The organism is Amaricoccus solimangrovi (genome assembly GCF_006385685.1).
Taxonomy (GTDB): domain Bacteria; phylum Pseudomonadota; class Alphaproteobacteria; order Rhodobacterales; family Rhodobacteraceae; genus Amaricoccus; species Amaricoccus solimangrovi.
On sequence record NZ_VFRP01000012.1, the window covers coordinates 112,956 to 132,682 of the forward strand.

At 70.0% G+C, this 19,727-nt stretch carries 28 protein-coding genes, 2 tRNA genes and 1 pseudogene; 8 read left to right on the forward strand and 23 right to left on the reverse strand.

The features are described from left to right. Positions 1-123 precede the first annotated feature (123 nt). The 5 genes from FJM51_RS13345 to FJM51_RS13365 all read right to left on the reverse strand — a co-directional run bounded on the left by FJM51_RS13345 (position 124) and on the right by FJM51_RS13365 (position 3,198). Positions 124-200 (reverse strand) — tRNA-Arg (locus FJM51_RS13345). A 146-nt stretch (positions 201-346) separates the two neighbouring features. Continuing rightward, a complete protein-coding gene (locus FJM51_RS13350) occupies positions 347-1,201 on the reverse strand; it encodes an energy transducer TonB (protein WP_140454633.1) in 855 nt (284 codons plus the stop codon). Next, a complete protein-coding gene (gene exbD, locus FJM51_RS13355) occupies positions 1,198-1,650 on the reverse strand; it encodes a TonB system transport protein ExbD (RefSeq protein WP_140454634.1) in 453 nt (150 codons plus the stop codon). The genes FJM51_RS13350 and exbD overlap by 4 nt, the downstream gene beginning before the upstream one ends. A 3-nt stretch (positions 1,651-1,653) precedes the next feature. After that, the gene (gene exbB / locus FJM51_RS13360; protein WP_233713119.1) at positions 1,654-2,514 is read right to left on the reverse strand and encodes a tonB-system energizer ExbB; all 861 of its coding nucleotides are present in this window, start codon (positions 2,512-2,514) and stop codon (positions 1,654-1,656) included. A 360-nt stretch (positions 2,515-2,874) separates the two neighbouring features. Beyond that, positions 2,875-3,198 carry an antibiotic biosynthesis monooxygenase family protein gene (locus FJM51_RS13365; protein WP_140454636.1) on the reverse strand — a complete coding sequence of 108 codons (324 nt, stop codon included), beginning with the start codon at positions 3,196-3,198 and terminating at the stop codon, positions 2,875-2,877. A 120-nt stretch (positions 3,199-3,318) separates the two neighbouring features. Between FJM51_RS13365 and FJM51_RS13370 the strand changes: the two genes are divergently transcribed. After that, positions 3,319-4,014: a hypothetical protein gene (locus FJM51_RS13370; RefSeq protein ID WP_140454637.1), complete on the forward strand. Its 696-nt coding sequence runs from the start codon at positions 3,319-3,321 to the stop codon at positions 4,012-4,014. Here the strand turns inward: FJM51_RS13370 and FJM51_RS13375 are convergent. Then, positions 4,004-4,438, reverse strand: coding sequence for a DUF4864 domain-containing protein (locus FJM51_RS13375; protein ID WP_140454638.1), 435 nt, complete (start codon positions 4,436-4,438; stop codon positions 4,004-4,006). The two genes, FJM51_RS13370 and FJM51_RS13375, sit on opposite strands and share 11 nt — an antisense overlap. A 77-nt stretch (positions 4,439-4,515) precedes the next feature. Then, a complete protein-coding gene (locus FJM51_RS13380) occupies positions 4,516-6,096 on the reverse strand; it encodes a lysine--tRNA ligase (protein WP_140454639.1) in 1,581 nt (526 codons plus the stop codon). Positions 6,097-6,276: 180 nt separating this feature from the next. On the opposite strand from FJM51_RS13380, the gene FJM51_RS13385 reads away from it, so the two are divergent. Continuing rightward, positions 6,277-6,717: a tellurite resistance TerB family protein gene (locus FJM51_RS13385; RefSeq protein WP_140454640.1), complete on the forward strand. Its 441-nt coding sequence runs from the start codon at positions 6,277-6,279 to the stop codon at positions 6,715-6,717. Between the two features lie 5 nt (positions 6,718-6,722). Here FJM51_RS13385 and FJM51_RS13390 read toward each other — a convergent pair whose 3' ends face one another. The 5 genes from FJM51_RS13390 to uvrB form a co-directional block, all read right to left on the reverse strand. After that, positions 6,723-7,202 carry a YybH family protein gene (locus FJM51_RS13390; RefSeq protein ID WP_181164553.1) on the reverse strand — a complete coding sequence of 160 codons (480 nt, stop codon included), beginning with the start codon at positions 7,200-7,202 and terminating at the stop codon, positions 6,723-6,725. A 2-nt stretch (positions 7,203-7,204) separates the two neighbouring features. Next, the gene (locus FJM51_RS13395; protein ID WP_140454642.1) at positions 7,205-8,620 is read right to left on the reverse strand and encodes a D-alanyl-D-alanine carboxypeptidase; all 1,416 of its coding nucleotides are present in this window, start codon (positions 8,618-8,620) and stop codon (positions 7,205-7,207) included. A 7-nt stretch (positions 8,621-8,627) separates the two neighbouring features. Then, positions 8,628-9,296, reverse strand: coding sequence for a hypothetical protein (locus tag FJM51_RS13400; protein ID WP_140454643.1), 669 nt, complete (start codon positions 9,294-9,296; stop codon positions 8,628-8,630). Between the two features lie 132 nt (positions 9,297-9,428). Further along, positions 9,429-10,028 carry a nicotinate-nucleotide adenylyltransferase gene (locus FJM51_RS13405; protein WP_140454644.1) on the reverse strand — a complete coding sequence of 200 codons (600 nt, stop codon included), beginning with the start codon at positions 10,026-10,028 and terminating at the stop codon, positions 9,429-9,431. Positions 10,029-10,138: 110 nt separating this feature from the next. Then, complete coding sequence (uvrB, locus tag FJM51_RS13410) at positions 10,139-12,316, reverse strand: excinuclease ABC subunit UvrB (protein WP_140454645.1); 2,178 nt, start codon at positions 12,314-12,316, stop codon at positions 10,139-10,141. 405 nt (positions 12,317-12,721) lie between these two features. Between uvrB and FJM51_RS13415 the strand changes: the two genes are divergently transcribed. Beyond that, positions 12,722-13,033, forward strand: coding sequence for an ETC complex I subunit (locus FJM51_RS13415; protein ID WP_140454646.1), 312 nt, complete (start codon positions 12,722-12,724; stop codon positions 13,031-13,033). Positions 13,034-13,073: 40 nt separating this feature from the next. Continuing rightward, positions 13,074-13,150 (forward strand) — tRNA-Arg (locus FJM51_RS13420). Between the two features lie 33 nt (positions 13,151-13,183). Here FJM51_RS13420 and FJM51_RS13425 read toward each other — a convergent pair. The 11 genes from FJM51_RS13425 to FJM51_RS13470 form a co-directional block, all read right to left on the reverse strand. Beyond that, positions 13,184-14,122 (reverse strand): site-specific integrase, encoded by a 939-nt coding sequence (locus FJM51_RS13425; protein ID WP_233713121.1) that lies wholly within the window; start codon positions 14,120-14,122, stop codon positions 13,184-13,186. Next, entirely contained in the window at positions 14,119-14,352 is a 234-nt protein-coding gene (locus FJM51_RS13430; RefSeq protein ID WP_140454648.1) for a helix-turn-helix domain-containing protein, read from the reverse strand. Before FJM51_RS13430 ends, FJM51_RS13425 begins: the two co-directional genes overlap by 4 nt. Then, positions 14,349-14,573 carry a hypothetical protein gene (locus tag FJM51_RS13435; RefSeq protein WP_140454649.1) on the reverse strand — a complete coding sequence of 75 codons (225 nt, stop codon included), beginning with the start codon at positions 14,571-14,573 and terminating at the stop codon, positions 14,349-14,351. The genes FJM51_RS13430 and FJM51_RS13435 overlap by 4 nt, the downstream gene beginning before the upstream one ends. 16 nt (positions 14,574-14,589) lie before the next feature. Then, positions 14,590-16,302, reverse strand: coding sequence for a DNA cytosine methyltransferase (locus FJM51_RS13440; RefSeq protein WP_140454650.1), 1,713 nt, complete (start codon positions 16,300-16,302; stop codon positions 14,590-14,592). Beyond that, positions 16,299-16,457, reverse strand: a complete 159-nt coding sequence (locus tag FJM51_RS23795) for a hypothetical protein (protein ID WP_181164554.1) — start codon at positions 16,455-16,457, stop codon at positions 16,299-16,301. Before FJM51_RS23795 ends, FJM51_RS13440 begins: the two co-directional genes overlap by 4 nt. After that, positions 16,454-16,660, reverse strand: coding sequence for a hypothetical protein (locus FJM51_RS13445; protein ID WP_140454651.1), 207 nt, complete (start codon positions 16,658-16,660; stop codon positions 16,454-16,456). Before FJM51_RS13445 ends, FJM51_RS23795 begins: the two co-directional genes overlap by 4 nt. Positions 16,661-16,675: 15 nt before the next feature. Beyond that, a complete protein-coding gene (locus FJM51_RS13450; protein ID WP_140454652.1) occupies positions 16,676-16,948 on the reverse strand; it encodes a hypothetical protein in 273 nt (90 codons plus the stop codon). Continuing rightward, complete coding sequence (locus FJM51_RS13455; protein ID WP_140454653.1) at positions 16,945-17,229, reverse strand: hypothetical protein; 285 nt, start codon at positions 17,227-17,229, stop codon at positions 16,945-16,947. Before FJM51_RS13455 ends, FJM51_RS13450 begins: the two co-directional genes overlap by 4 nt. Further along, positions 17,229-17,447 (reverse strand): hypothetical protein, encoded by a 219-nt coding sequence (locus FJM51_RS13460; RefSeq protein ID WP_140454654.1) that lies wholly within the window; start codon positions 17,445-17,447, stop codon positions 17,229-17,231. Before FJM51_RS13460 ends, FJM51_RS13455 begins: the two co-directional genes overlap by 1 nt. 314 nt (positions 17,448-17,761) lie before the next feature. Further along, positions 17,762-18,076 (reverse strand): TM2 domain-containing protein, encoded by a 315-nt coding sequence (locus FJM51_RS24905; protein ID WP_140454655.1) that lies wholly within the window; start codon positions 18,074-18,076, stop codon positions 17,762-17,764. A gap of 118 nt (positions 18,077-18,194) precedes the next feature. Then, positions 18,195-18,602, reverse strand: coding sequence for a helix-turn-helix domain-containing protein (locus FJM51_RS13470; protein ID WP_140454656.1), 408 nt, complete (start codon positions 18,600-18,602; stop codon positions 18,195-18,197). A gap of 78 nt (positions 18,603-18,680) precedes the next feature. Between FJM51_RS13470 and FJM51_RS24725 the strand changes: the two are divergent. The 4 genes and pseudogenes from FJM51_RS24725 to FJM51_RS13485 form a co-directional block, all read left to right on the forward strand. After that, positions 18,681-18,788, forward strand: a pseudogene (locus tag FJM51_RS24725) (helix-turn-helix transcriptional regulator); the annotation flags it as partial. Positions 18,789-19,028: 240 nt separating this feature from the next. Beyond that, the gene (locus FJM51_RS24430) at positions 19,029-19,298 is read left to right on the forward strand and encodes a hypothetical protein (RefSeq protein WP_233713125.1); all 270 of its coding nucleotides are present in this window, start codon (positions 19,029-19,031) and stop codon (positions 19,296-19,298) included. A gap of 3 nt (positions 19,299-19,301) precedes the next feature. After that, positions 19,302-19,496 carry a hypothetical protein gene (locus FJM51_RS13480; protein ID WP_140454658.1) on the forward strand — a complete coding sequence of 65 codons (195 nt, stop codon included), beginning with the start codon at positions 19,302-19,304 and terminating at the stop codon, positions 19,494-19,496. Further along, positions 19,489-19,727, forward strand: a 239-nt coding sequence (locus tag FJM51_RS13485; RefSeq protein WP_140454659.1) for a hypothetical protein, incomplete at its 3' end; no start/stop codon positions are given. The genes FJM51_RS13480 and FJM51_RS13485, both read left to right, overlap by 8 nt.

Sequence of the window (19,727 nt, forward strand, 5' to 3'; positions counted from 1 at the left end):
CACTTGCCCTGGAGACAGGATCCAGTGGCCGGACCGTCCCCGTCTCGCGGTGACGCCAGCGGATTCCGTCATGGCGAGGCATCAAGTCCCGCGAGCATATCTACTGAAGTTCTGGGAGATAAGTGGCGGACTGGGGAGGATTCGAACCCCCGACCCCTTGATTCGTAGTCAAGTGCTCTATCCAACTGAGCTACCAATCCGTCGGGGGTGCAGATAGCCGGGCGGGCGGGGATTCGCAAGGGGCGGGTGGCGGATTTTTCGCTTCTTTCCCGAAGTTTTCGCCACCGGGGCCGACGCGGGCCGGAAAGGTCCGGGGGCGGCGCGATCCGGGGACGCCGGATCGCGCTCAGCGGATGGCGAAGCGGACCGGGACGGCGATGTCGAGCCGGCTGCCGGGCGGGGGCGGCGGTACGGGGGAGGCGCGGCGGACCATCGCGAGGACTTCCGCGTCGAGTTCCGCCACGCCGGAGGAGCGCGACAGGCGCGCGCTCAGCACGTTGCCGGCCGGGTCGATCGAGAAGCTGAGCGTCGCCACGCCTTCGTCGCCGCGGCGGCGCGCGGCCGCCGGATAGCGCTTGCGCCGCTCGAGGTGCGCGAGCAGCCGCGACTGCCACTTCCGCGTGGCGGCGGCCGGGACAGCGGGCTGTTTCGAGGTCCGCCGCACGGATTCCCGGGGCGGGGTCTTCTTCGGGGGCGCCGGTTCGGCCGCCCGCGGCGTCTCGGCCGGGGGCCGGGGCGGCGGCTTCGCCGGGAGCACCGCCTCGGCGGTGTCGAGCGCGGGCGGATCGGGCTCGGCCGGGGGGGCGGGCTCGGCCACCTGCCGGGGCGTCTCGTCCCGGGGTGGCGCCTCCTCAGCGGGGTCGGGAGGCGCGACGGTCTCCACCTCGTCGAGCGCGGTCGGCGGGTCGAGCGGCTCCGTCTCGGCCGGCGGCGCATCGGTCAGGCTGTCCGAGATCCGGGTCTCCTCGGCGACCGGCGCGACGGGTTCGGGCGCGAGGTCGATCAGCACGGCCTCGGCGGCGGCGGGAGCGTCCGAAAGCGGCTCCGGGCCGCTCCGCGTCGCCCAGACCGCGACGCCGGCGTGAAGCGCGAGGACGGCCATGCCGGCGGCGGCGTAGGCGCCGGCTTCGCGCAGCGGATGCCGCGGCCATGCGCGGGTGAGGTCCCCGACGGGAACGGGATGGTCCGGCGCCCCGGTCATGGAACCTCCGGGGAGGCCGGACCGGAGCGGGCCGTCTCGAGGCCGACGAGGGCGATCTTCAGATAGCCCGCGTCGCGCAGCAGGTTCATCACCTCCATCAGCTCGCCATAGGGCACCGCCTCGTCGGCGCGCAGGAAGATCCGGCTTTCCCTGTCCCCGCCCGCGCGGGCGTCGATCGCGGGGCCGAGCGCGGCGCGCGCGACGGTCTCCTCGCCGAGGGCGAGCGTGGCGTCGCGCCGCAGCGTCACGTAGATCGGCGCGTCCGGCCGCGGCTGGCGCGTGGCGCTCGAGGCGGGAAGGTCGACATTCACGTCGACCGTCGCCAGCGGCGCGGCGACCATGAAGATGATGAGCAGCACGAGGATCACGTCGATGAAGGGCGTGATGTTGATCTCGTGGTTGACCTCCATCTCGTCCGAGCCGGAGGGACGCCGGATGCCGCCCGCCATGCCCTATTCCGCCGCCATGTCGAGAGGGCGCAGCCGCCCGTGGTCGAGATCGCGGCTCACCATCCGCTCGAGATGCGCGGCGATGTCGGCGAGCTCCTGCCGGTAGCCGGTGATCGCGCGCGCGAAGTGGTTGTAGATGACGACCGCCGGAATGGCGGCGACGAGCCCCATCGCGGTGGCGAGCAGCGCCTCGGCGATGCCGGGGGCGACCACGGCGAGATTGGTGGTCTCGGCGCGCGAGATGCCGATGAAGGCGTTCATGATGCCCCACACCGTGCCGAACAGGCCGATGAACGGGGCGGTGGAGCCGATCGTGGCGAGAAGGCCGGTCCCGCGGGTCGCGCGGCGGCCGGCCTCGGCCTCGATCCGTCCGAGGTGGGAGGCGACGCGTTCCCGGAGCCCTTCGCCGCCCGCGCGGGGCAGCGCGGCGGCGGAGGCGCGGGATTCCTCCCAGACGGCGCGGACCATCACCGCCACGACGCCGGGGCTGTTCTCGAAGGCCCGGCGCGCCTGGGCGAGGTCGGGGCGCCCGTCGAGCAGCTTTCGCGCCCGTCGCGCGCGCCGCCGCGCGCCGGCGAGTGCGACCGACTTGACGAGCCATACCGTCCAGGTGGTCAGCGACGCGAGGAGCAGGCCGACCATCACCGATTTCACGACCGCGTCCGCCGCCATGAACATGCCCCGGGGCGAGAGGTCGCGGGGCAGGGCCGCCTCGGCGGCCGGGGTTCCGGCCGCGCCGGGCGGGGTGGCCGGTGGCGCGATGCCCTCGGGGAGGGCGGACGGCGCCGGCGCCTGAGCGGCGGGGACGGCGTCCATGGCGGCGGGCGGGGTTTCCTGCGCCGCCGGGGCAAGCGGAGCGAGCATCAGGAGCACCGCCCCGAGGAGGAGCCTCGCGCTCCGGTTCCGCCAAAGTCTTCCGTCCGCGCGCATCGCTCGTCCCGCCAGCTGCCAAGGGTTCAAGAAAGGGTGGCTGGCGGAGGCGCGCCCCGCGGGGGCGGCCGGCTGGCTCGCATCGGGACGGAGGCGCGAAGGCGCGCCGTCCCGGCCCGCCCTTAGCAATGCGCGCGCTTCGGCGCAAGACGGCTCACAAGCCCGATAATTCAAGGGCTTGAGCCTAAATCCCTGAAAAGGTGATAAAATCGGTCAGGTCCGCCTCCGCCTGCCCGCGCGCGATTTTCCCGGCGCGGGGTCCGGGGGTGTCGCGCGTTGGCCGGGGCGGGAGAATCACGTGCCGAAGGTCTCGGCCACGTCGTACATCACCGGCTCGAAGCCCCGGCAGAGCTCGGCGATGCGCCGGTTGCGGCTCCGCATCTCGTCGGAGCGCAGCATGGCGAGGAAATCCTCCCGCCGCGCCCATTGCGAATAGTTGGCGATCCGGGTCTGCGCGTCGTTCACGTGAAGTCCCGCGCCGAGGAAGCCCGGCTGGTGGCGGATGAAGCTCTCGTAGGCGTCGCGCAGCTCCTCGAGCAGGTCGTGGCAGGTGCCCGGGGTCATTTCGAACGTGGTGATGACCGTTTGCACCGGAGCGTCGCGCGAGATGGTCGGCATGGTCTCTTCCTCCCTGAGTGGCGGGGAGGATAGCAGCTTCGCGCGCGCGGTTCATCCGGCTCGATCAAGGCGCCGTTAACCGGATCCGATGTTTCCTCCTCGGGTTTCGGGAGAGGTGGAATGCGCGCGATCCTGCTCGGTCTGACGTTGCTCCTGCCCGCGCAAGGCGCGGCCGCGGGGGCCTGGCCCCGCGCGGAGGGGACGACCTTCCTCGCGCTCGGCCAGTCCGCCTCCTCCGGATCCCCGGCGCTGCTCGCGCCCGACCAGAGCTTCCGCTCGCAAAGCTCGGTCTATGCCGAATACGGGCTGACGGAACGGCTGACGCTCGGCTTCGACGGCGCCTATGGCTGGGGACCGGAGGCGGATCTGTGGACCGGCCTCGCCTTCCTCCGCTGGCCGGTCGCCACGACGCCGGCGGGCGACCGCTTCGCCCTCGACCTCGGGCTCGGCCGGCGCGTCGATTCCGAGGAGGGGGCTGATACGCGCGCCCGCCTCGGCCTCGCCTGGGGACGGGGATTCGAGATCGGCCTCGGGCAGGGCTGGATGGGTGTCGAAAGCTCCGCCGAGCGGCTCGTTCCGGCGAATGACACCGTCTACAAGGCGGATTTCACGATCGGGCTCAGGCCGGATGACGACTGGATGCTGATCCTGCAGGTCTGGACCGGGCTCTATCCCCGCGCCGCGCCGCTGGTTCGCCTCGCCCCCTCGGTCGTCCGGCGCCTGGGCGAGCATCTCCATCTCCAGTTCGGCGCTGATACCACGGTGGCGGGCGACCGGTCCTACGGGGTGAAGCTCGCGACCTGGATCAGCTTCTGACGGCTTCCGGGGCGGCGCGCGCCTCGGTCGCGGCGCGGAACTGGATCGCGTTGACCACCCAGCGGTCGCCGTCGCGCACCATCTGCCAGTCGACGAAATGCAGCGCGCCGGCCCCGTCGGTGATCAGCGCCGATTGCAGCCGCTGGCGCCCCGATTCCGCGATGCCCGCGAACTGCACGGCGCTGTCGGAGCGGAGTTCGGGATGGGCGTCGAGCGTCGCGCGGGCGAAGGTCCTCGGCCCGCCGCTCTCGCGCCGGGCCTGGCGCGAGACGAGCCTGTCGGCGCCCCGCGCGTCGCCCGCGCGCACGGCGCGCACCAGATCCGAGATGACGGCGCGGATCTCCACCGTCTCGTCCGGCGGCGCCTTGCCGCCGCCGAGGCCGAGACTGCCGGCGATCACCGCGATCGTCGCCCTGAAACGCATCGCCTAACTCCCCAACCGGGCAGGGGAAATAGGCGCCCCGAACGGGACGCCTGTCAATGCCCGGCGCGGGAGTGTGATCAGGCCGCGAGTTCGCCCGCGAGCGCGGCGTCGATCAGCGCCACCGTCTCGTCGACGCCGTAGAGCGCGATGAACCCGCCGAAGCGCGGCCCCTGCTCGGCGCCGAGCAGCACCTCGTAGAGCGTGCCGAACCAGGCGCGGAGCGGGTCATAGCCATGCGTCTTGCCGACCTCGAACACCATGTCCTGCAGCGCGCCGGCCTCCGCCGGCCCCTCCCAGGCCCGCAGTCGGTCGCGCAGCTCCGAGAGCGCCGCGACGTCGAGCGCGTCGGGGCCGCGGTAGACCTTCGCGGGTTTCACGAAATCCTCGAAATAGCGCACGGCGAAGCCCGCGGCCTTGTCGAGCGTCGGATGGCTCTCGGGCGTCGCATCGGGCGCGTAGCGCCGGATGAAGCCCCAGAGCACGTCCTTGTCATGGGCGTTCGCCGCGCTCGCGAGGTTGAGCAGCATCGAGAAGGAGACGACCATGTCATCCGCCGGCGGTTCGCCCTGATGGACGTGCCAGACCGGGTTGGCGATCCGCTGGGCGAGATCCTGGCCCGGATAGGCGCGAAGCTGCTGGTGATACTCGTCCACCGCCTTCGGGATCACGTCGAAGAACATCCGCTTCGCGGTCTTCGGCTTCTGGAACATGAAGTAGCCGAGGCTCTCGGTCGAGGCATAGGTCAGCCATTCGTCGATCGTGAGCCCGTTGCCCTTCGACTTCGAGATCTTCTCGCCGCCCTCGCCGAGGAAGAGTTCGTAGACGAAATGCTCGGGCTTCCTGCCGCCGAGGATCTCGCAGATCCGGTCGTAGATCGGCGTATTGGTCGAATGGTCCTTGCCGTACATCTCGAAATCGACGCCGAGCGCGGCCCAGCGGGCGCCGAAGTCGGGCTTCCACTGCAGCTTAACGTTGCCGCCGGTCACCGGCACGGTCAGCTCGGTGCCGTCCTCGTCGTCGAAGGTGATCGTGCCGTCCTTCGCGTTCACCTCCTTCAAAGGCACGTAGAGCACCCGGCCCGTCGTGGGCGAGATCGGCAGGAAGATCGAATAGGTCTTCTGCCGCTCCTCGCGCAGGCTCGCGAGCATCACCTCCATGATCGCGTCGTATTTCTCCGCGGCGCGCAGCAGCACGGCGTCGAACGCGCCGGAGCGGTAGAACTCCGTCGCCGAATAGAACTCGTATTCGAAGCCGAAGGTGTCGAGGAAGCGGCGGAGCATCGCGTTGTTATGCGCGCCGAAGCTCTCGTGCGTGCCGAACGGGTCGGGCACCGAGGTCAGCGGGCGCTGCAGGTTCTCGCGCAGCATCTCCTGGTTCGGCACGTTCTCCGGCACCTTCCGCATCCCGTCGAGATCGTCGGAGAAGCAGATGAGCCGGGTCGGAATGTCCGAGATCGCCTCGAAGGCGCGGCGGATCATCGTCGTGCGCGCGACCTCGCCGAAGGTGCCGATATGCGGAAGGCCGCTCGGGCCATAGCCGGTCTCGAAGAGGACGTAGCCCTTCTCCGGCGGCGCCTTCTCGTAGCGTTTGGCGAGTTTGCGCGCCTCCTCGAACGGCCAGGCCTTCGACGTCAGGGCGGCTTCGCGCAACGCGGTCATGGGATCGGTCCTCCGAACGGGCGATCAGGTGAACGGAAGCGCCCCCTATGCGGAAACGGGGGCTCGCGGTCAAGTCGCGGGGGCGCCGAGGGGGAGGACGGCCGCGCGCGGCACTTGTCGGCGCGCCGCCCGAGCCGGTATACGAGGCGCGACATCGGCATTCCGGGGCGCGCACAGGACATGGCAAGCGATTTTCCCACTCCCTCCTTCTCCGCCCAGGACGCGCTCGTCGCCGTGATGATCGGCGTCTCGGCCTCGGACGAGAACATGACGACGCTCGAACTGCTGTCGATCAGCCGCATGGTCGACACGCTTCCCGTCTTCGAGGGCTACGACCGCGACCGGATCCGGACGGTGAGCCAGACGGTCTTCGACCTCTTCGCCGAGGAGGACGGGCTCGAGGCGCTGTTCGGGCTCGTGCGCGACGCGCTGCCCCCGGCGCTGCAGGAGACGGCCTACGCGCTCGCCTGCGACGTGGTCGCGGCGGATCTCCATCCGTTCCAGGCGGAGCTCCGCTTCCTGCTCGAACTGCGCGAGGAGATGAACATCGACCTGCTGCAGGCGGCGGCGATCGAACACGGCAGCCGCGCGCGTCACAGGCGGCTGCCCTCGGGGATCTGAACGCCTCAGCCGGGCGGCTCGCGCATCTCCTCGGCCGGAAAGCCGATCGACCGGCGGATGCGCCACGCGCCGTCCGCCTCCCGCGTTAGGATGTCGAGCCGCCGCTCCTGGCTGGTCGTGACCGAACCCGCGTCCTCGATCCCGAGCGTCCAGACCGCGCGGACCGCGGCGAAATCCCCCGAGGGCGCGATCAGGATCTCCTCGATCTGCGGCGCGTAGGTGACATCGCGCGCCGGGTCGCCCAGCACCTCGTCGACCCGGTCGCAGGCGGCCGCCTTGTCCGCGTCCGGCAGACCCGGCCAGACGCCCTCGAAATCCCCGGCGTAGATCTCGCAGACGCGTCCCGGATCCGCCGCGTTGAAGGCGTCGGCCCAGGTTTCGAGCCGGGCGCGGATCGCGTCCTCCGGCCCCTCGGCCCGGGGCGCCGCGGCGCTCGCGAGCAGGAGCGCGGCGGCGAGGACGGGCCGCCAGCATGTCCCGGGCATCCTCATCCCCCGTAAACCTCGACCCAGCGGCGCAGCAGCGCCTGCTCCTGGCCGCGCGCCCGCTTCGCCCAGGGTTTCGCGCCGGGCGGATTGTCGCGCTGATCGGCGGGAATGCGCGCCCGCGCGGCGGGATCGGCGGCGAAGATCACGAAGGCGAGCCGGCGCCCGGCCGTCGTCAGGTAGCCGGCGAGAGCGCTGACGAAATCGAGCGTGCCGGTCTTGCAGAGGAGCCGCGCGCGCCCGGGATCGAACCCCGCCTCTCCCGGCGCCCCGGCGAGCTTGCGTTCGCGCAGCAGGTCGGAGAGCGGACCCTGGGCGCGGATCAGCACGCCCGCCAGATCGGCGGGCGCGATCCGGGTCGCCTCGGTCAGGCCCGAATGGTTGAGGATCACCGCCTTCTCCAGTCCCAGCGTTCCGCGCGCCCAGTTCTCCATCGCCCCGGCCGATCGCGCGAGGTCCGGGGCGGCCGCTCCCCGCGCCTGGCTCGCGCGGAGGCCGAGCGTCTCCGCCGTCAGGTTGGTCGAGTGGAACAGCATGCTCCGTACCAGATCAACGGCGGGGTCGGAGAGATGTTCCGCCAGCGCCGGCCCGCTCGTCCCGGCGGGCGCCGCGCCCGCCGGCGCGGGTGGCCCGAGCCCCGCGCCGCCGAGCAGCGTCGAGAAGACGCCGCCCGCGTAGGCGGCGGGTTCGCGCACCGGCAGCCAGAGGCCGCCGCGTCCGGCGAGTTTCGCGCGCGGGATGCGCCAGACCTCGCCCTCCGGCCCGTCGCCATGCCCGGGGCGGGCGCGGTCGGTGGGGACGACCCTCGGCACGGCGACGGGGGCCTCGAATCTCTCCCCGGGCGCGCTGACCGACATCCGGCCCCGCGACCAGCTGAGGAAGGCGCGGTTGTAGTTGAGGTTCAGCCCGGAGATCGCGGGGTTGTAGGCGGCGAGCGGCGGCTGGTCGCGGTCGATCATCTCGATCGCGGGCAGGGCGCCGCTCGCCGTGAAGAGCCGCCGCGCCCCCGACGCGCGGCGCGCCACCTCGCGCGCGAGATCCCCGAGCGCGTCGGTATCGAGCCCGGGCGCGCCGTCGCCCATCAGGACGAGGTCGCCTCCCGCGCCGATCACGCGCGTGCGGAACCGGTAGCCGGAGCCGAGCGTGTCGAGGGTGTAGAGCGCGGTCAGGATCTTGACGACCGAGGCGGGCGGGAAACCACGGTCCGCGCGGTGCGCCTCGAGCGGCGCGCCGGTGGCGAGATCGACGACGACGAATCCCGTCTCCCGCGCGAGGCCCGACCGGGCGAGGATCGTCTCGGTGCTTTCGGCGCCGGTGGCCGCCCGCCCCGGGGCGGCGCCCGCGCCGAGCGCGATGGCCGCGAGACCCGCCAGGATGTCCCGGCGGGACGGTCCGGCGGGCCGCGCGGCCGCGCTCATCGCCGCCTCAGCAGCCGCCGTCGATCATCGCCGCGCCATCGGCGTCGAAGCCGGTGAGGCTGAAGTGGCAGCCGTTCGCCTCCTGCTCCTCGCCGACCTTGAGCGTCTGGAGCGACTGGCCGTTGACCGCGACCATGGCGCTGCCCGCCGCGCTGTCCGCGGAGGAGAGGAAGACATGCAGCTTGTCGGGCGAGATCACCGCCGTCATGCCCGGCCGCAGCGCGGTGCCGGTCCCGGCCGGGGCCGCCTGTCCGCCCGCCGGCCCGGAGTCGCCTCCGGACTCGCCCCCGGTCTCGCCCCCTGTCCCGCCCATGCCGCGCATCGAGGACAGGGCGGAGCGCATTCCGTCCATCTGCGACTTCATCGTCTCGCCGATGCCCGCGCCGAGCTTGTCCACCGCGCCGGAAACCGTCTGGCCGATCCCCTGGATCTGGCCGCTGAGAGCGGTCAGCGCCTCGTTCTGCGTGGCGTTGAACGCCACGACGGCGGCCTCGACGCCGCCGAGCTTCTGGTCGAGCCCGTCGACCTTGCCCGACATCGCCTCGACCTGGGTCGACAGCGCCTCGGTCCGGGCCAGGGCCTCCCGCGCGGTCTCGTCCTCGCCGCCGCTCATCGAATAGCCGATGATGATGCCGACGAGCAGCGCGCCCGCGCCGACCACCAGAGAATTGTTCATGTCCATGGGTCGCTCCCCTCCGTGGATATTTCCCGGCCGCGCGTGTTACCGGCCGGCCTTGGCGCGCAGGTTAGCCAGCGCGGCGGACGCTGTCCAATGCGCCGCGCGGTCGCGGGCGAGGAAGCTCCGGTCTCAGCCCTGCCAGCGGCCGAGCCGGCGCAACTCGGTGGAGGAGAGGTCGAGCATCCGCCCGCTCAGCAGCGTCCAGGCGGGCGGATCGCGGAAGGGCAGGGTGGCCGCCGCGCCGCGCGGCAGCCGCCAGCGCGCGAAGCCGCGCGCCACCGGCGAGAGCCCGGCGCGAAGCTGCTCGCCGGGCCGTGCCAGCACGCCGACGGGAACGGTCCCGAGGATTTCCTCCCAGCGGTCCCAGCGGTGGAAGCTCCGCAGATTGTCCGCGCCCATGAGCCAGACGAAGCGCGCGCCGGGATAACGCCGGCGCAGACCCGTCAGCGTCGCCTGGGTGTGCCGGGTGCCGAGCCGCGCCTCGACGTCGGTCACGACGATTCGCGGGTCGCGCGCGATGGCCCGGCAGGCGGCGAGCCGGCGCGGCATGTCGGCGGGCGCGTTCCGCTTCAGCGGGTTGCCGGGGCTCACCACCCACCAGACCCGGTCGAGCCGGAAGGCGCGGAGCGCCCATTTCGAGATGTGCAGATGCCCGGCGTGGGGCGGGTCGAAGGAACCGCCCAGCAGGCCGACGCGCAGCCCCGGGGGGGCGACGGGAAATCCCAGCATCCGCCCCTCCGCGACGGTTTCGTGATAGCCGAGCTATCGCGGCGCGGGGCGGGGATTGTCAATGCGTCCGGGGCGCGTCGCGCGGGCTCCCGCGGCGCGCCGCCCGCGGCTCACCGGAACTTCTTCTGGCTCTTGCCGCGCACCGCCCGCGTGCCACCGCGCCCCGCCTTCGAGCGCGGGGCGACGGCGATCTCCACCTCCGCCTCGATCGCCGATTGCCGCGCCAGCGGATCGTCGGCGACGGCGAGTTCCACCGCCTCCAGCCGCTTGATCTCGTCGCGCATCCGCGCGGCCTCCTCGAATTCGAGGTTCTCCGCCGCCTTCAGCATCGCCTTCCTGAGCGCGTCGAGATGGGCGGCGAGATTGGCGCCGACCATCGGCTTCTCCACCCGCGTCGTGATCCGCGCCTGGTCGGTATCGGCCGGGAACAGCCCTTCGAGCACGTCCGAGACGTTTTTGCGCACGGTCGCGGGCGTGATCCCGTGCGCCGCGTTGTAGGCGACCTGCTTCTCGCGCCGCCGGTTCGTCTCCGCGATCGCGCGTTCCATCGAGCCGGTGATCCCGTCGGCGTACATGATCACCCGGCCGTCGACGTTGCGCGCCGCGCGGCCGACGGTCTGGATGAGCGAGGTCTCCGAACGCAGGAAGCCTTCCTTGTCGGCGTCGAGGATCGCGACCAGCGCGCATTCCGGAATGTCGAGCCCCTCGCGCAGCAGGTTGATGCCCACCAGCACGTCGAAGGCGCCGAGCCTCAGGTCGCGCAGGATCTCGATCCGTTCGATCGTGTCGATGTCGGAATGCATGTAGCGCACCCGGATCCCCTGCTCGTGCAGGTACTCGGTCAGATCCTCGGCCATCCGCTTCGTGAGCACGGTGACGAGCGCCCGGTTCCCCGCCGCCGCGACGCGCCGCACCTCGTCGAGCAGGTCGTCGACCTGCGCCGCGACCGGCCGGATCTCGACCGGCGGATCGAGCAGGCCGGTCGGCCGGATCACCTGCTCGGCGAAGACGCCGCCCGCCTGTTCGATCTCCCAGGCGGCGGGGGTCGCGGAGACGAAGACCGACCGGGGCCGCATCGCGTCCCATTCCTCGAACTTGAGCGGCCGGTTGTCCATGCAGGAGGGCAGCCGGAAACCGTGCTCCGCGAGCGTGAACTTGCGCCGGTAGTCGCCCCGGTACATGCCGCCGATCTGCGGCACGGTCACGTGGCTCTCGTCGGCGAAGACGATCGCGTTGTCGGGGATGTATTCGAAGAGCGTGGGGGGCGGCTCGCCGGGCTTGCGCCCGGTGAGATAGCGCGAATAGTTCTCGATCCCGTTGCAGACGCCGGTCGCCTCCAGCATCTCGAGATCGAAATTCGTGCGCTGCTCCAGCCGCTGCGCCTCGAGGAGCTTGCCCTCGGCCACGAACTGGTCGAGCCGCTGGCGCAGCTCCGTCTTGATCGCCTTGATCGCCTGGTTGAGCGTCGGCCGGGGCGTCACGTAATGCGAATTCGCATAGACCCGGGCGCTGTTGAGCGTCGCGGTCCTCTCGCCCGTCAGCGGATCGAATTCGTGCACCGATTCGAGCTCGTCGCCGAAGAAGGAGAAGCGCCAGGCGCGATCCTCCATATGCGCGGGCCAGAGTTCGAGCAGGTCGCCCCGCACCCGGAAGCCGCCGCGCGAGAAGGCGGCGTCGTTGCGCCGGTACTGCTGCGCGATCAGGTCCGCGATCACCCGCCGCTGATCGTAGGAATTGCCCGCGATCAGATCCTGAGTCATCGCCCCGTAGGTCTCGGCCGAGCCGATGCCGTAGATGCAGGAAACGGAGGCGACGATGATCACGTCGTCGCGTTCCAGCAGCGACCGGGTCGCCGCGTGGCGCATCCGGTCGATCTGCTCGTTGATCTGGCTTTCCTTCTCGATATAGGTGTCGGACCGGGGCACATAAGCCTCCGGCTGGTAATAGTCGTAGTACGACACGAAATACTCGACCGCGTTGTTCGGAAAGAATCCCTTGAACTCGCCGTACAACTGCGCGGCCAGTGTCTTGTTCGGCGCGAGGATGATGGCCGGGCGCTGGGTCGCCTCGATGACCTTCGCCACCGTGAAGGTCTTGCCGGTTCCCGTCGCGCCCAGCAGGACCTGGTTGCGCTCGCCCGCGTCGATTCCCTGAACCAGTTCCGCGATGGCCGCGGGCTGGTCGCCCGCGGGCGAGAATTCCGACTCGAGCACGAATTTCTTGCCGCCTTCGAGCTTCGCGCGCCGCGGATCGACGGCGGGAATGGTCAGCATGTCGACGAGGGGCATCGCGGCTGTTCCGATCGTTCCGGGGGTGGGCCGCGCGGGAAAGGCGGCCTGCTTCCAAACATGGTCGATCCGGCGCGAAGTGCAAGTGCCGCGGGCGGTGGCGGCGGATCGGCGGATTTCCGCCTATAGTCGATCCCGACATGGGTTGCTAAACCCTTGCGTGTGTTCTTCCGCTGGTGTACAAGGGTCCGGCAAGCAGCGAAGTGGTCGTCGTCCGGGTGCGTACACCCACCCCACCCCTCGCTCCCTCGTATCCGGACGACGATTCACCCCCGCCATGATCGGCGGCGCCGCCATTCCCCCCCTCCCGTCACGCTCTCCCGCGCGCGCCCCGGACCCTTCCCGCCGCTTGATCCCGCCGCGCGGATTGGCCATAACCGTCGCAGGTGTTCCACGGAGAAGTCGATGGTTGCGAGGATCTACAAGCCGGCCCGGAACGCGATGCAGTCCGGGACAGCCAAGACGCATGACTGGATCCTCGAATTCGCCCCGGCGGATGCCCGCTTCATCGATCCGCTGATGGGCTGGACCGGCTCGGACGACATGGACAGCCAGGTGACGCTGCGCTTCCGGACGAGCGCGGAGGCCGTGGCCTACGCGACGCGCCATGGCCTCGCCTACCAGTTGTTCGATCCGAAGCCGCGCGCCCACGTGCTGCGCCCGAACGGCTACGGCGACAACTTCGCCGCGCAGCGCCGCGCTCCCTGGACGCACTGACGAGACCAAGACGCGCGCGGCCCCGCGGCCGCCGCCGAGCGGCCCCTTAGCTCAACTGGATAGAGCGGCGGACTTCTAATCCGCAGGTTCCGGGTTCGATCCCTGGAGGGGTCGCCAACCCTTCTCTGACATACTGAAATCAGTGGTGCTTTAGCTGTTCGCTTCTGAACCGGCGGATCGGTTCGCAGAATCAACGCTCGGATCCGCCCCGCGCACGGCGTTCCGGCGGTACATCTTCTCGGTGTGGCGCTGCGCCTCGGACAGGGTGCGATGGCCCGTCCAGGCCGCGATCTCGCGCGGGGTCGCGAGGAAGGTCATGTGCCGGAGCCGGCGCGCGGCCAGCGCGGCGTGGAGCCAGTCGCGATCCGGCGCCAGCGCGGCGGAGAAGGCGGGCAGGGGGCAGGTCCCGGGGATGTAGGCCTCGTTCCCCGTCTTCGCCTGGCGGAAGCTCAGCACGCCATCGCGGCCCAGCATGCCCTCCCCGATCCGGACGCTGTCTGCGATTCTGGCGCCGGTCCGGAACAGCACCTCCATGCAGAGGCGCTGTGGCGTTTCGAGCGGCCAGCGGTCGCGGTAGGCCTCGATATGGTCCCGCGTCCACGGCAGGTGGCCCTCCGTCTTCGCGACGCGCTTCCTCTTCACGCCGCCGGAGACGTTCTCGACGAGCATCTCCTTCTCGACGCCAAAGGCGCGGGCGAGCCGCCAGGCCTTGAGCCGCTGGGCAGCGACGTGGGGCGGGAGCGGCTCGATGCCGGCGCGGATGTGGGCCGCGCGCAGGTGCGCGGCCATGGCCTCCTCGGACTGCTCGACGATCGCCTCGAAATGCCTGGCGAGCGCGGCGCGGTAGCTCTCGAAGTGGCCGTCGAGCCAGCTCCGCGAGCGGCGGAAGCCCTCGACCATCGCGGCGATCGTGCCGGCCGGCGCGCGGACCTGGGCGGGCCGCGTCTTCATGGCGGCGGCGTAGGCCGCGAGGAACTCCGGATGGTCCATCGGCAGGTCGGGCAGGCGCGTCCGGTTCCCCTTCGGCGGCCGGGCGTAGCGGTAGATCCTGCCGTTCTTCCGCACCGTCTGCATGTGGGGGAGGGTCACCGTCGAACTCCGAATTTTCCGTCGCATGTGTTCGTCTCGACCTCGCCCTCGACGGGCAGGGCGGAAGCATAGGCGTCGAGGTCGATTCGGTCATAGAGACGCTTGGCGCCCAGCATGCGCCGGGCGATCCCGAGGGTGCGGAGCATGGTCTCGCTCACGCCGAGGTAGCGCGCCGCCTCCGGAGCCGGCAGGAGGCGCGGCACGAATTCGAGGGCGCGGCGCTGGGTCACTGGCCACTCCGCCGCAGGAGCGCGCCGTGCCGCCGCTGCGCCCGGCGAAGATCGTCGTGGGCCCTGGTCCGCGCCGTGCACGCGTGGAAGAGCCGGCGCTCGGCGCGGGTGAGGCGCCAGATGTGGACGACATCCCGGAGGAACGAAGCGGAGACATAGGCGATCGCGCGCGGCTGCTCGGAGAGCCTGGCGGGCGTCGCGGGGCGGGTGTGCCGGGTCATCGCGAGGGTCCTTCCATCATTCCGCTGCGAACCGGCTCACGCCGATCGCCATATCCGCGCAATTCGCCTCGACCAGCGCGCGGGCGATGTCCGGGCACACGCTGTTGCCGCAGGCGCGGCCCTGCTGCTCGCCGGTCAGCTTCACGCGCGACCCATCCGGAAGAACGCCATGCCCGATCTCGTAGCTATCCGCGAAGCCCTGTGCCCGGAACCGCTCGCGCGGCGTCAGCATCCGCATCCCGATGTCCTCGATGACATAGGGCTCGCCTGAGATCTCCACCGTGACGAGGCCGAAGCGGTCCCGTGTCGTCTCGGTGTGGCCGGGCTCATCGAGACGGGCACCGTCACCAGTCCCGTAGTATTTCTGGAGGAAGGCGGCGACGAGCGCCGGGTTCGCGCCGCCGGCGGTGATCGTGTGGGTCGGCTGATCGACGGCCGACGTGGGCTTGCCGCTGTTCCGCATCATGCTCAAGTGCGCCGCGACGATCTGCTGCTGCGCGCCCCGGCTTGAGATCGTGCTCACCGCTTCATCGGCCGGGCGGCCCGCGAGGCTCCCGTTTCGTGGGCCATCGTTGTGCTGCGCCAGGAAGGTGGCCACGAGCGCGTGCTTGGAGCCGCCAGCGACCTGCGTCCCGATCGGCGCGCCGAGATCGAGGGAGCGGGGCTTCTGGCCCTCCCGCTCGCCGTAGCCGGTCTGGATCAGCGTCGGCGCGACGACGACGTTCTGATCCTTGGCGCTCGCGGTGATCGTGTGGAGCGGGTCATCGGCCGAGCGGTTCGAGCCGCCCTGCCGGGCGTAGTTGGCGAAGGGCGTCACCAGCGCGCGCTCTCCGCGCCCCCCGCCGCCGTTCGTGAGTGTCGGCAACGGCGCGTCGAGGCCATGGATGCGCGCGTCTCTCGGGTGCGTCGTGGGCACGATGAACGGGGACGCGGTTTCGAGCACGTACCGCCGGATGCCGCGCGCGATCCGCCGCATAGTCGCCTCGGCCAGCGGCCGCTTCGCGCGGAGCCCATGCTTGCGCCAGATTTCCTCGCTGGTGTCGAAGATGCTCGGACAGGGCAGGGACCAGTCTATGATGCTCGCCGCCGTGCGCCACGCCGCGACATCCCCCCTCTGAACCGCCGCGGTCTTCGGATCACCATGCGTCGGCGCCGGCCAGACGATCGGCTTCCCGTCGCGGCGCGCGATGACGAAGAGGCGCTTGCGGATGGTAGGGGCCCCGTAGTCGCAGGCGCGAAGCTCGCGCCACTGGACCTTGTAGCCGAGCCGCCGCAACTCCTTCGCCCAAGCGTCGAAGGTCTGCCCGCGCCGCTCCGGGCACGGCTGCCCATCGGCGTCGATCGGGCCCCAGGTCCGGAACTCCTCGACGTTCTCGAGGATGATGACGCGCGGCCGCGCCCGCTTCGCCCAGAGCACCACGACCCACGCCAGATCGCGGATGTTCTTCTTCACCGGGGCGCCGCCCTTCGCCTTCGAGAAGTGCTTGCAGTCCGGCGAGAACCACGCGAGTCCGACCGGCCGCCGCCCGACGACGTCGAGCGGGTCGATATGCCAGACGTTCTTCGAGAGGTGGATCGTCTCGGGGTGGTTCGCCTGGTGGAGCGCGAGCGCAATCGGGTCGTGGTTGATCGCATAGTCGGGCGAGCGGCCAAGCGCCATCTCGATCCCCGTGCTCGCGCCGCCGCCGCCCGCGAAGCTGTCGATGATGAGTTCGGTCACGCGGCTCATCGCGAAGCACTCCGCAAGAGCGATCCGTGCCGCTGCCGGGCTCGGCGGAAATCGTCGTCGGCCCGGAGCCGCGCCGCGCACGCGCGGAAGACCTGCCGCTCGGCGCGGGCGAGGCGCCAGTTGTGGACCAGGTCGGACAGGAGCGCGCTGTTCACGCGACCGCCTCCTTCGCCCGCCGCTCCGCGATCCAGTCCCAGAAGGGCGGGCGGGTCTCGGCGGGCAGGTCGTACCAGTTGAGGAAATCGTAGACGGTCTTCGTGCCGCGCGCCTTCTCGAGCTCGGCGACGTGGCAGCGCAGGATCGAGATCGCCGCCGCGAAATCGCCGCGGGCGACCAGGTCGATCGCCGCCTCGGCCACGGCGGCGTCGCGCGCTCATGATGTCCTCGCGCGGCGCTTGAAGCCCTGGGCGCGGCCTTCGAGGCTCCCGAGGTATTCGCGGGGCAGCGCGATCATGTCCTCGCGCTGGCCGTTGCTGATGTAGTTGACCCGGCCATCCTCGATCTTGCCGAACTCGGCCACGAGCAGGACGAAGCCGAGGCGCGGCGCTTCGGTAGCAACGGCCAGCGTCCCGTTCAGCATGTAGTCGATCCAGGCGGCGAGCAGGTTCATGTCCTCGGACACTTCGGGCTGGATGGGATCGCTCACAGCGGCAGCCCTCCCGCGCGGGCGGCGAGGATGATGAGCGCGGCGAGGCAGGTGCCGGTGATCCAGGCGCGGGCGGCGTGGATCTCGCGCTCGGTCCGCGCGGCGCCGTCGGCGACGGCGATCGTGCGCTCGGTGAAGGCGCGCTCGAGTTCGCGCGTGTCGAGGATCAGCTGATGCAGCTCGTCGAGGGAGCGGCCGTTCAGCACGACCGCGGCGCGGGCATCGCGGGCGCGGGTGACGCGCTCGGCCAGCGGCGTGTCGGCGGGGAGGGTGAAGGCCATCATATCGCGGGCTCCTCGTCGGGGGCGGGCATGACGGGGCCGAAGGAATTTTCGTCCGGCGACGGGGCGGGGTCGGCCGGGCCCTCCATCTCGTAGGGGAGCGGGTATTCGAGCGGGTGGAGCCGGCGGTCGATCTCGGCCGAGGTCACCAGCGCGGCCGCGCCGCCGATCCAGACGGCGCCGGCGATGAGGGCGGCGCGGGCGAGGGGGACGGGCATTAGAAGGCCCTCGCGAGATGCGCGACCCATGCGAGGCCGGCCCAGAGGGCGAGGCTCACGATGGCCCCGATGACGAGTGGGTGTGGCATGCGGCGATCTCCCAGTGCGGCTCAAGCTGGCGTGGGAGAAACGTATGTGCGTATTGCACACTTTTCAAGAAGAATAAGTGCGTAACGCACACAAGGAAAAGAGGGGCAACGCCGACTCACCCGGCGCTCCCTCGCGTAGGAATCAAAGAGCGGGCCGAGGCGCAAATCGTGCCTCGGCCCGCTCTTTGATTCCTACGCGGCTGTGTGCCCTTGGGAGGTCAGGTGCTAGGTGAGCCGTGGCTCAATTGGTGCGTAGGCGCCGCGCGCCAGAGCTTCTGTCATCAATCGGTGGCGAATTTCGTCGCGACGCTTCTGGATCATTCCATTGATCAGGAAGGCATCTACGATCCACCAGAAAAATCCAATTAGAATAGAGTAAGACAATATCTGCAAAATTGCAGTACCAGGGCGTCTAAGGTAAAATCGATGTCCCGAGAATATCCCAATGAAAAGCCACAAAATGTAAGAAGTAGTTGGCGAGGGTGCCTTGCTTGCAACCCTTGTCTCAATGATAATTCGTTCACTAGCATCAAGCGCCATTTATTTACCCACATTTCTGTTTAAGAATGTACTGGAATATTACCGATACAACCTTGGTAATCTTTCTGAAAAGGAAATAATGCCTTGGATGAATACGAATATGTGGATGAGATCCTCTCTATTTTTCGTACCCTCCCCCTGCATGACCTTCGCCTTCTCCTGAGAGACGCTCGCGGGCTTCTGCGTCGATCCCAAGCTTGTAGCGTCGAACCATCTGAAGAAGCTCGCGACGCTCATCGTCGTTGCGGAGGGCGAGCACGATCGCGCGGAGCTCTGAAATGATTTCTGAGCTCTCTCCTGGGCCGTCTCCTTCGCCCGTCAGTATCCACGCGCTGCTAACTTTGAACGCCTTCGCGTAGCGCGTAGCCGAGCGCGTCAGCCCACGAGTGCCGTTTTCGTGCTGAGCGTAGGTGTCCTCGCTCCACCCGAAGCGCCGCGCGGCTGCTTTGGCTGATGGAAAGCCGGATGCTTCGCGTGCTGCTTGCAGACGCTGGGCGGTCTCCGGCCTCGTATCACTGTTTGTCATCCCGTGCATATCGCACGGGATGGGTGTGCGTATCGACTCGACTGGAAAGTGTGCGTAACGCACACTACCCACATGATGATGGCCCAAGACATAAAATCGCTTCGGCTCGCGCGGGGCTGGTCCCAAGACGATCTTGCTCGAAGGCTGGGAGTGGACCGTTCGACCGTATCCCGGATCGAGAATGGGGCGTCCATCAGCGGCCCCATAAAGGTGCTGTTGAACACCCTAGCACTGCCAGAGTCTCCCGACCATCCGTCTGGAGACTCTGCACGACGCCAGCGCGTTCCCGCCTCGACAAGGCGCGGGCCGGCGCCCTTTCGAACGCCGACCCGTCCGTCTCCGGTCATCACCCCTCACTCATTACCCCGCAACCGAAGACCATTTTCCGCGCGATTGCCGCGCAGCGTCCATTTTAGGAGCTTTTCCGTGGAGTTTTCTGCCCATTCCTACCGACACCGAACGCGGCCCTGCGACATGGGCCGGGTGACCGCGAACCGCCTGCTCCGCGCCGCCTTCCCGAACATGCGCGTCGAGGAGCGCCGGGCGCGCGCCGCGCTCTACACCGGCCGGACCGAGAAGACCGTCCAGAACTGGATGGACGGCGTGCACGACATGAAGCTCGGCGACGCGGCGATGCTGTTCCCGCTGATCGCGGCCGAGAAGCTGCTCAAGATCCTCTATCACTCCAAGGACTGACTCATGCTCAGGAAGCTCAGGTACATCCGCGCGCGCATTCTCGAGGTCCGCGCCCGGGCGGCCCAAAAAGACGGGAGGGCCGAGGAAGCGGCCCGGCTCATGGCGCGGGCGGAAGAAATCTTCCGGCGGATCGACGCGGGCGAGCAGCGGGAAGCCGGGCGCGAGACCCGGGCCGGCGCCGAGGTTCCCCATGCCTGATGCGATCCATCCTGTCGAGCGGGAGATGATCGACGCGCGGCTCGAGGCCGGGCTCTTCACCCGCTGCGCGCCAGGCGCGCGGAGCGGGATCGCCTGGGACGGCGACGCCGTGCCGCTGCGCGAGCAGATCCGGCGCGCCAGCACGGCGGGCAAGGCCGAGGCCGCGCTGAACAGCCGGCGCCGCGAGATGCGCGCGGCGCGCCGCGACCAGATCCGGCGCCGGCACGCCGA

Excerpts from the sequence above, each read along its gene's own strand:
- FJM51_RS13455 (WP_140454653.1), bottom strand. The coding sequence starts at position 17,229 with ATGGCCTTCACCCTCCCCGCCGACACGCCGCTGGCCGAGCGCGTCACC.
- FJM51_RS13365 (WP_140454636.1), bottom strand. The coding sequence starts at position 3,198 with ATGCCGACCATCTCGCGCGACGCTCCGGTGCAAACGGTCATCACCACG.
- FJM51_RS13380 (WP_140454639.1), bottom strand. The coding sequence starts at position 6,096 with ATGACCGCGTTGCGCGAAGCCGCCCTGACGTCGAAGGCCTGGCCGTTC.
- FJM51_RS13435 (WP_140454649.1), bottom strand. The coding sequence starts at position 14,573 with ATGACCCGGCACACCCGCCCCGCGACGCCCGCCAGGCTCTCCGAGCAG.
- FJM51_RS13470 (WP_140454656.1), bottom strand. The coding sequence starts at position 18,602 with ATGACAAACAGTGATACGAGGCCGGAGACCGCCCAGCGTCTGCAAGCA.
- FJM51_RS13390 (WP_181164553.1), bottom strand. The coding sequence starts at position 7,202 with ATGCCCGGGACATGCTGGCGGCCCGTCCTCGCCGCCGCGCTCCTGCTC.
- FJM51_RS13460 (WP_140454654.1), bottom strand. The coding sequence starts at position 17,447 with ATGCCCGTCCCCCTCGCCCGCGCCGCCCTCATCGCCGGCGCCGTCTGG.
- FJM51_RS13415 (WP_140454646.1), top strand. The coding sequence starts at position 12,722 with ATGGTTGCGAGGATCTACAAGCCGGCCCGGAACGCGATGCAGTCCGGG.
- uvrB (WP_140454645.1), bottom strand. The coding sequence starts at position 12,316 with ATGCCCCTCGTCGACATGCTGACCATTCCCGCCGTCGATCCGCGGCGC.
- FJM51_RS13440 (WP_140454650.1), bottom strand. The coding sequence starts at position 16,302 with ATGAGCCGCGTGACCGAACTCATCATCGACAGCTTCGCGGGCGGCGGC.
- FJM51_RS13405 (WP_140454644.1), bottom strand. The coding sequence starts at position 10,028 with ATGCTGGGATTTCCCGTCGCCCCCCCGGGGCTGCGCGTCGGCCTGCTG.
- FJM51_RS24905 (WP_140454655.1), bottom strand. The coding sequence starts at position 18,076 with ATGGCGCTTGATGCTAGTGAACGAATTATCATTGAGACAAGGGTTGCA.
- FJM51_RS13370 (WP_140454637.1), top strand. The coding sequence starts at position 3,319 with ATGCGCGCGATCCTGCTCGGTCTGACGTTGCTCCTGCCCGCGCAAGGC.
- FJM51_RS13480 (WP_140454658.1), top strand. The coding sequence starts at position 19,302 with ATGCTCAGGAAGCTCAGGTACATCCGCGCGCGCATTCTCGAGGTCCGC.
- exbB (WP_233713119.1), bottom strand. The coding sequence starts at position 2,514 with ATGCTCGCTCCGCTTGCCCCGGCGGCGCAGGAAACCCCGCCCGCCGCC.
- FJM51_RS13395 (WP_140454642.1), bottom strand. The coding sequence starts at position 8,620 with ATGAGCGCGGCCGCGCGGCCCGCCGGACCGTCCCGCCGGGACATCCTG.
- FJM51_RS13375 (WP_140454638.1), bottom strand. The coding sequence starts at position 4,438 with ATGCGTTTCAGGGCGACGATCGCGGTGATCGCCGGCAGTCTCGGCCTC.
- FJM51_RS13400 (WP_140454643.1), bottom strand. The coding sequence starts at position 9,296 with ATGAACAATTCTCTGGTGGTCGGCGCGGGCGCGCTGCTCGTCGGCATC.
- exbD (WP_140454634.1), bottom strand. The coding sequence starts at position 1,650 with ATGGCGGGCGGCATCCGGCGTCCCTCCGGCTCGGACGAGATGGAGGTC.
- FJM51_RS13350 (WP_140454633.1), bottom strand. The coding sequence starts at position 1,201 with ATGACCGGGGCGCCGGACCATCCCGTTCCCGTCGGGGACCTCACCCGC.
- FJM51_RS13385 (WP_140454640.1), top strand. The coding sequence starts at position 6,277 with ATGGCAAGCGATTTTCCCACTCCCTCCTTCTCCGCCCAGGACGCGCTC.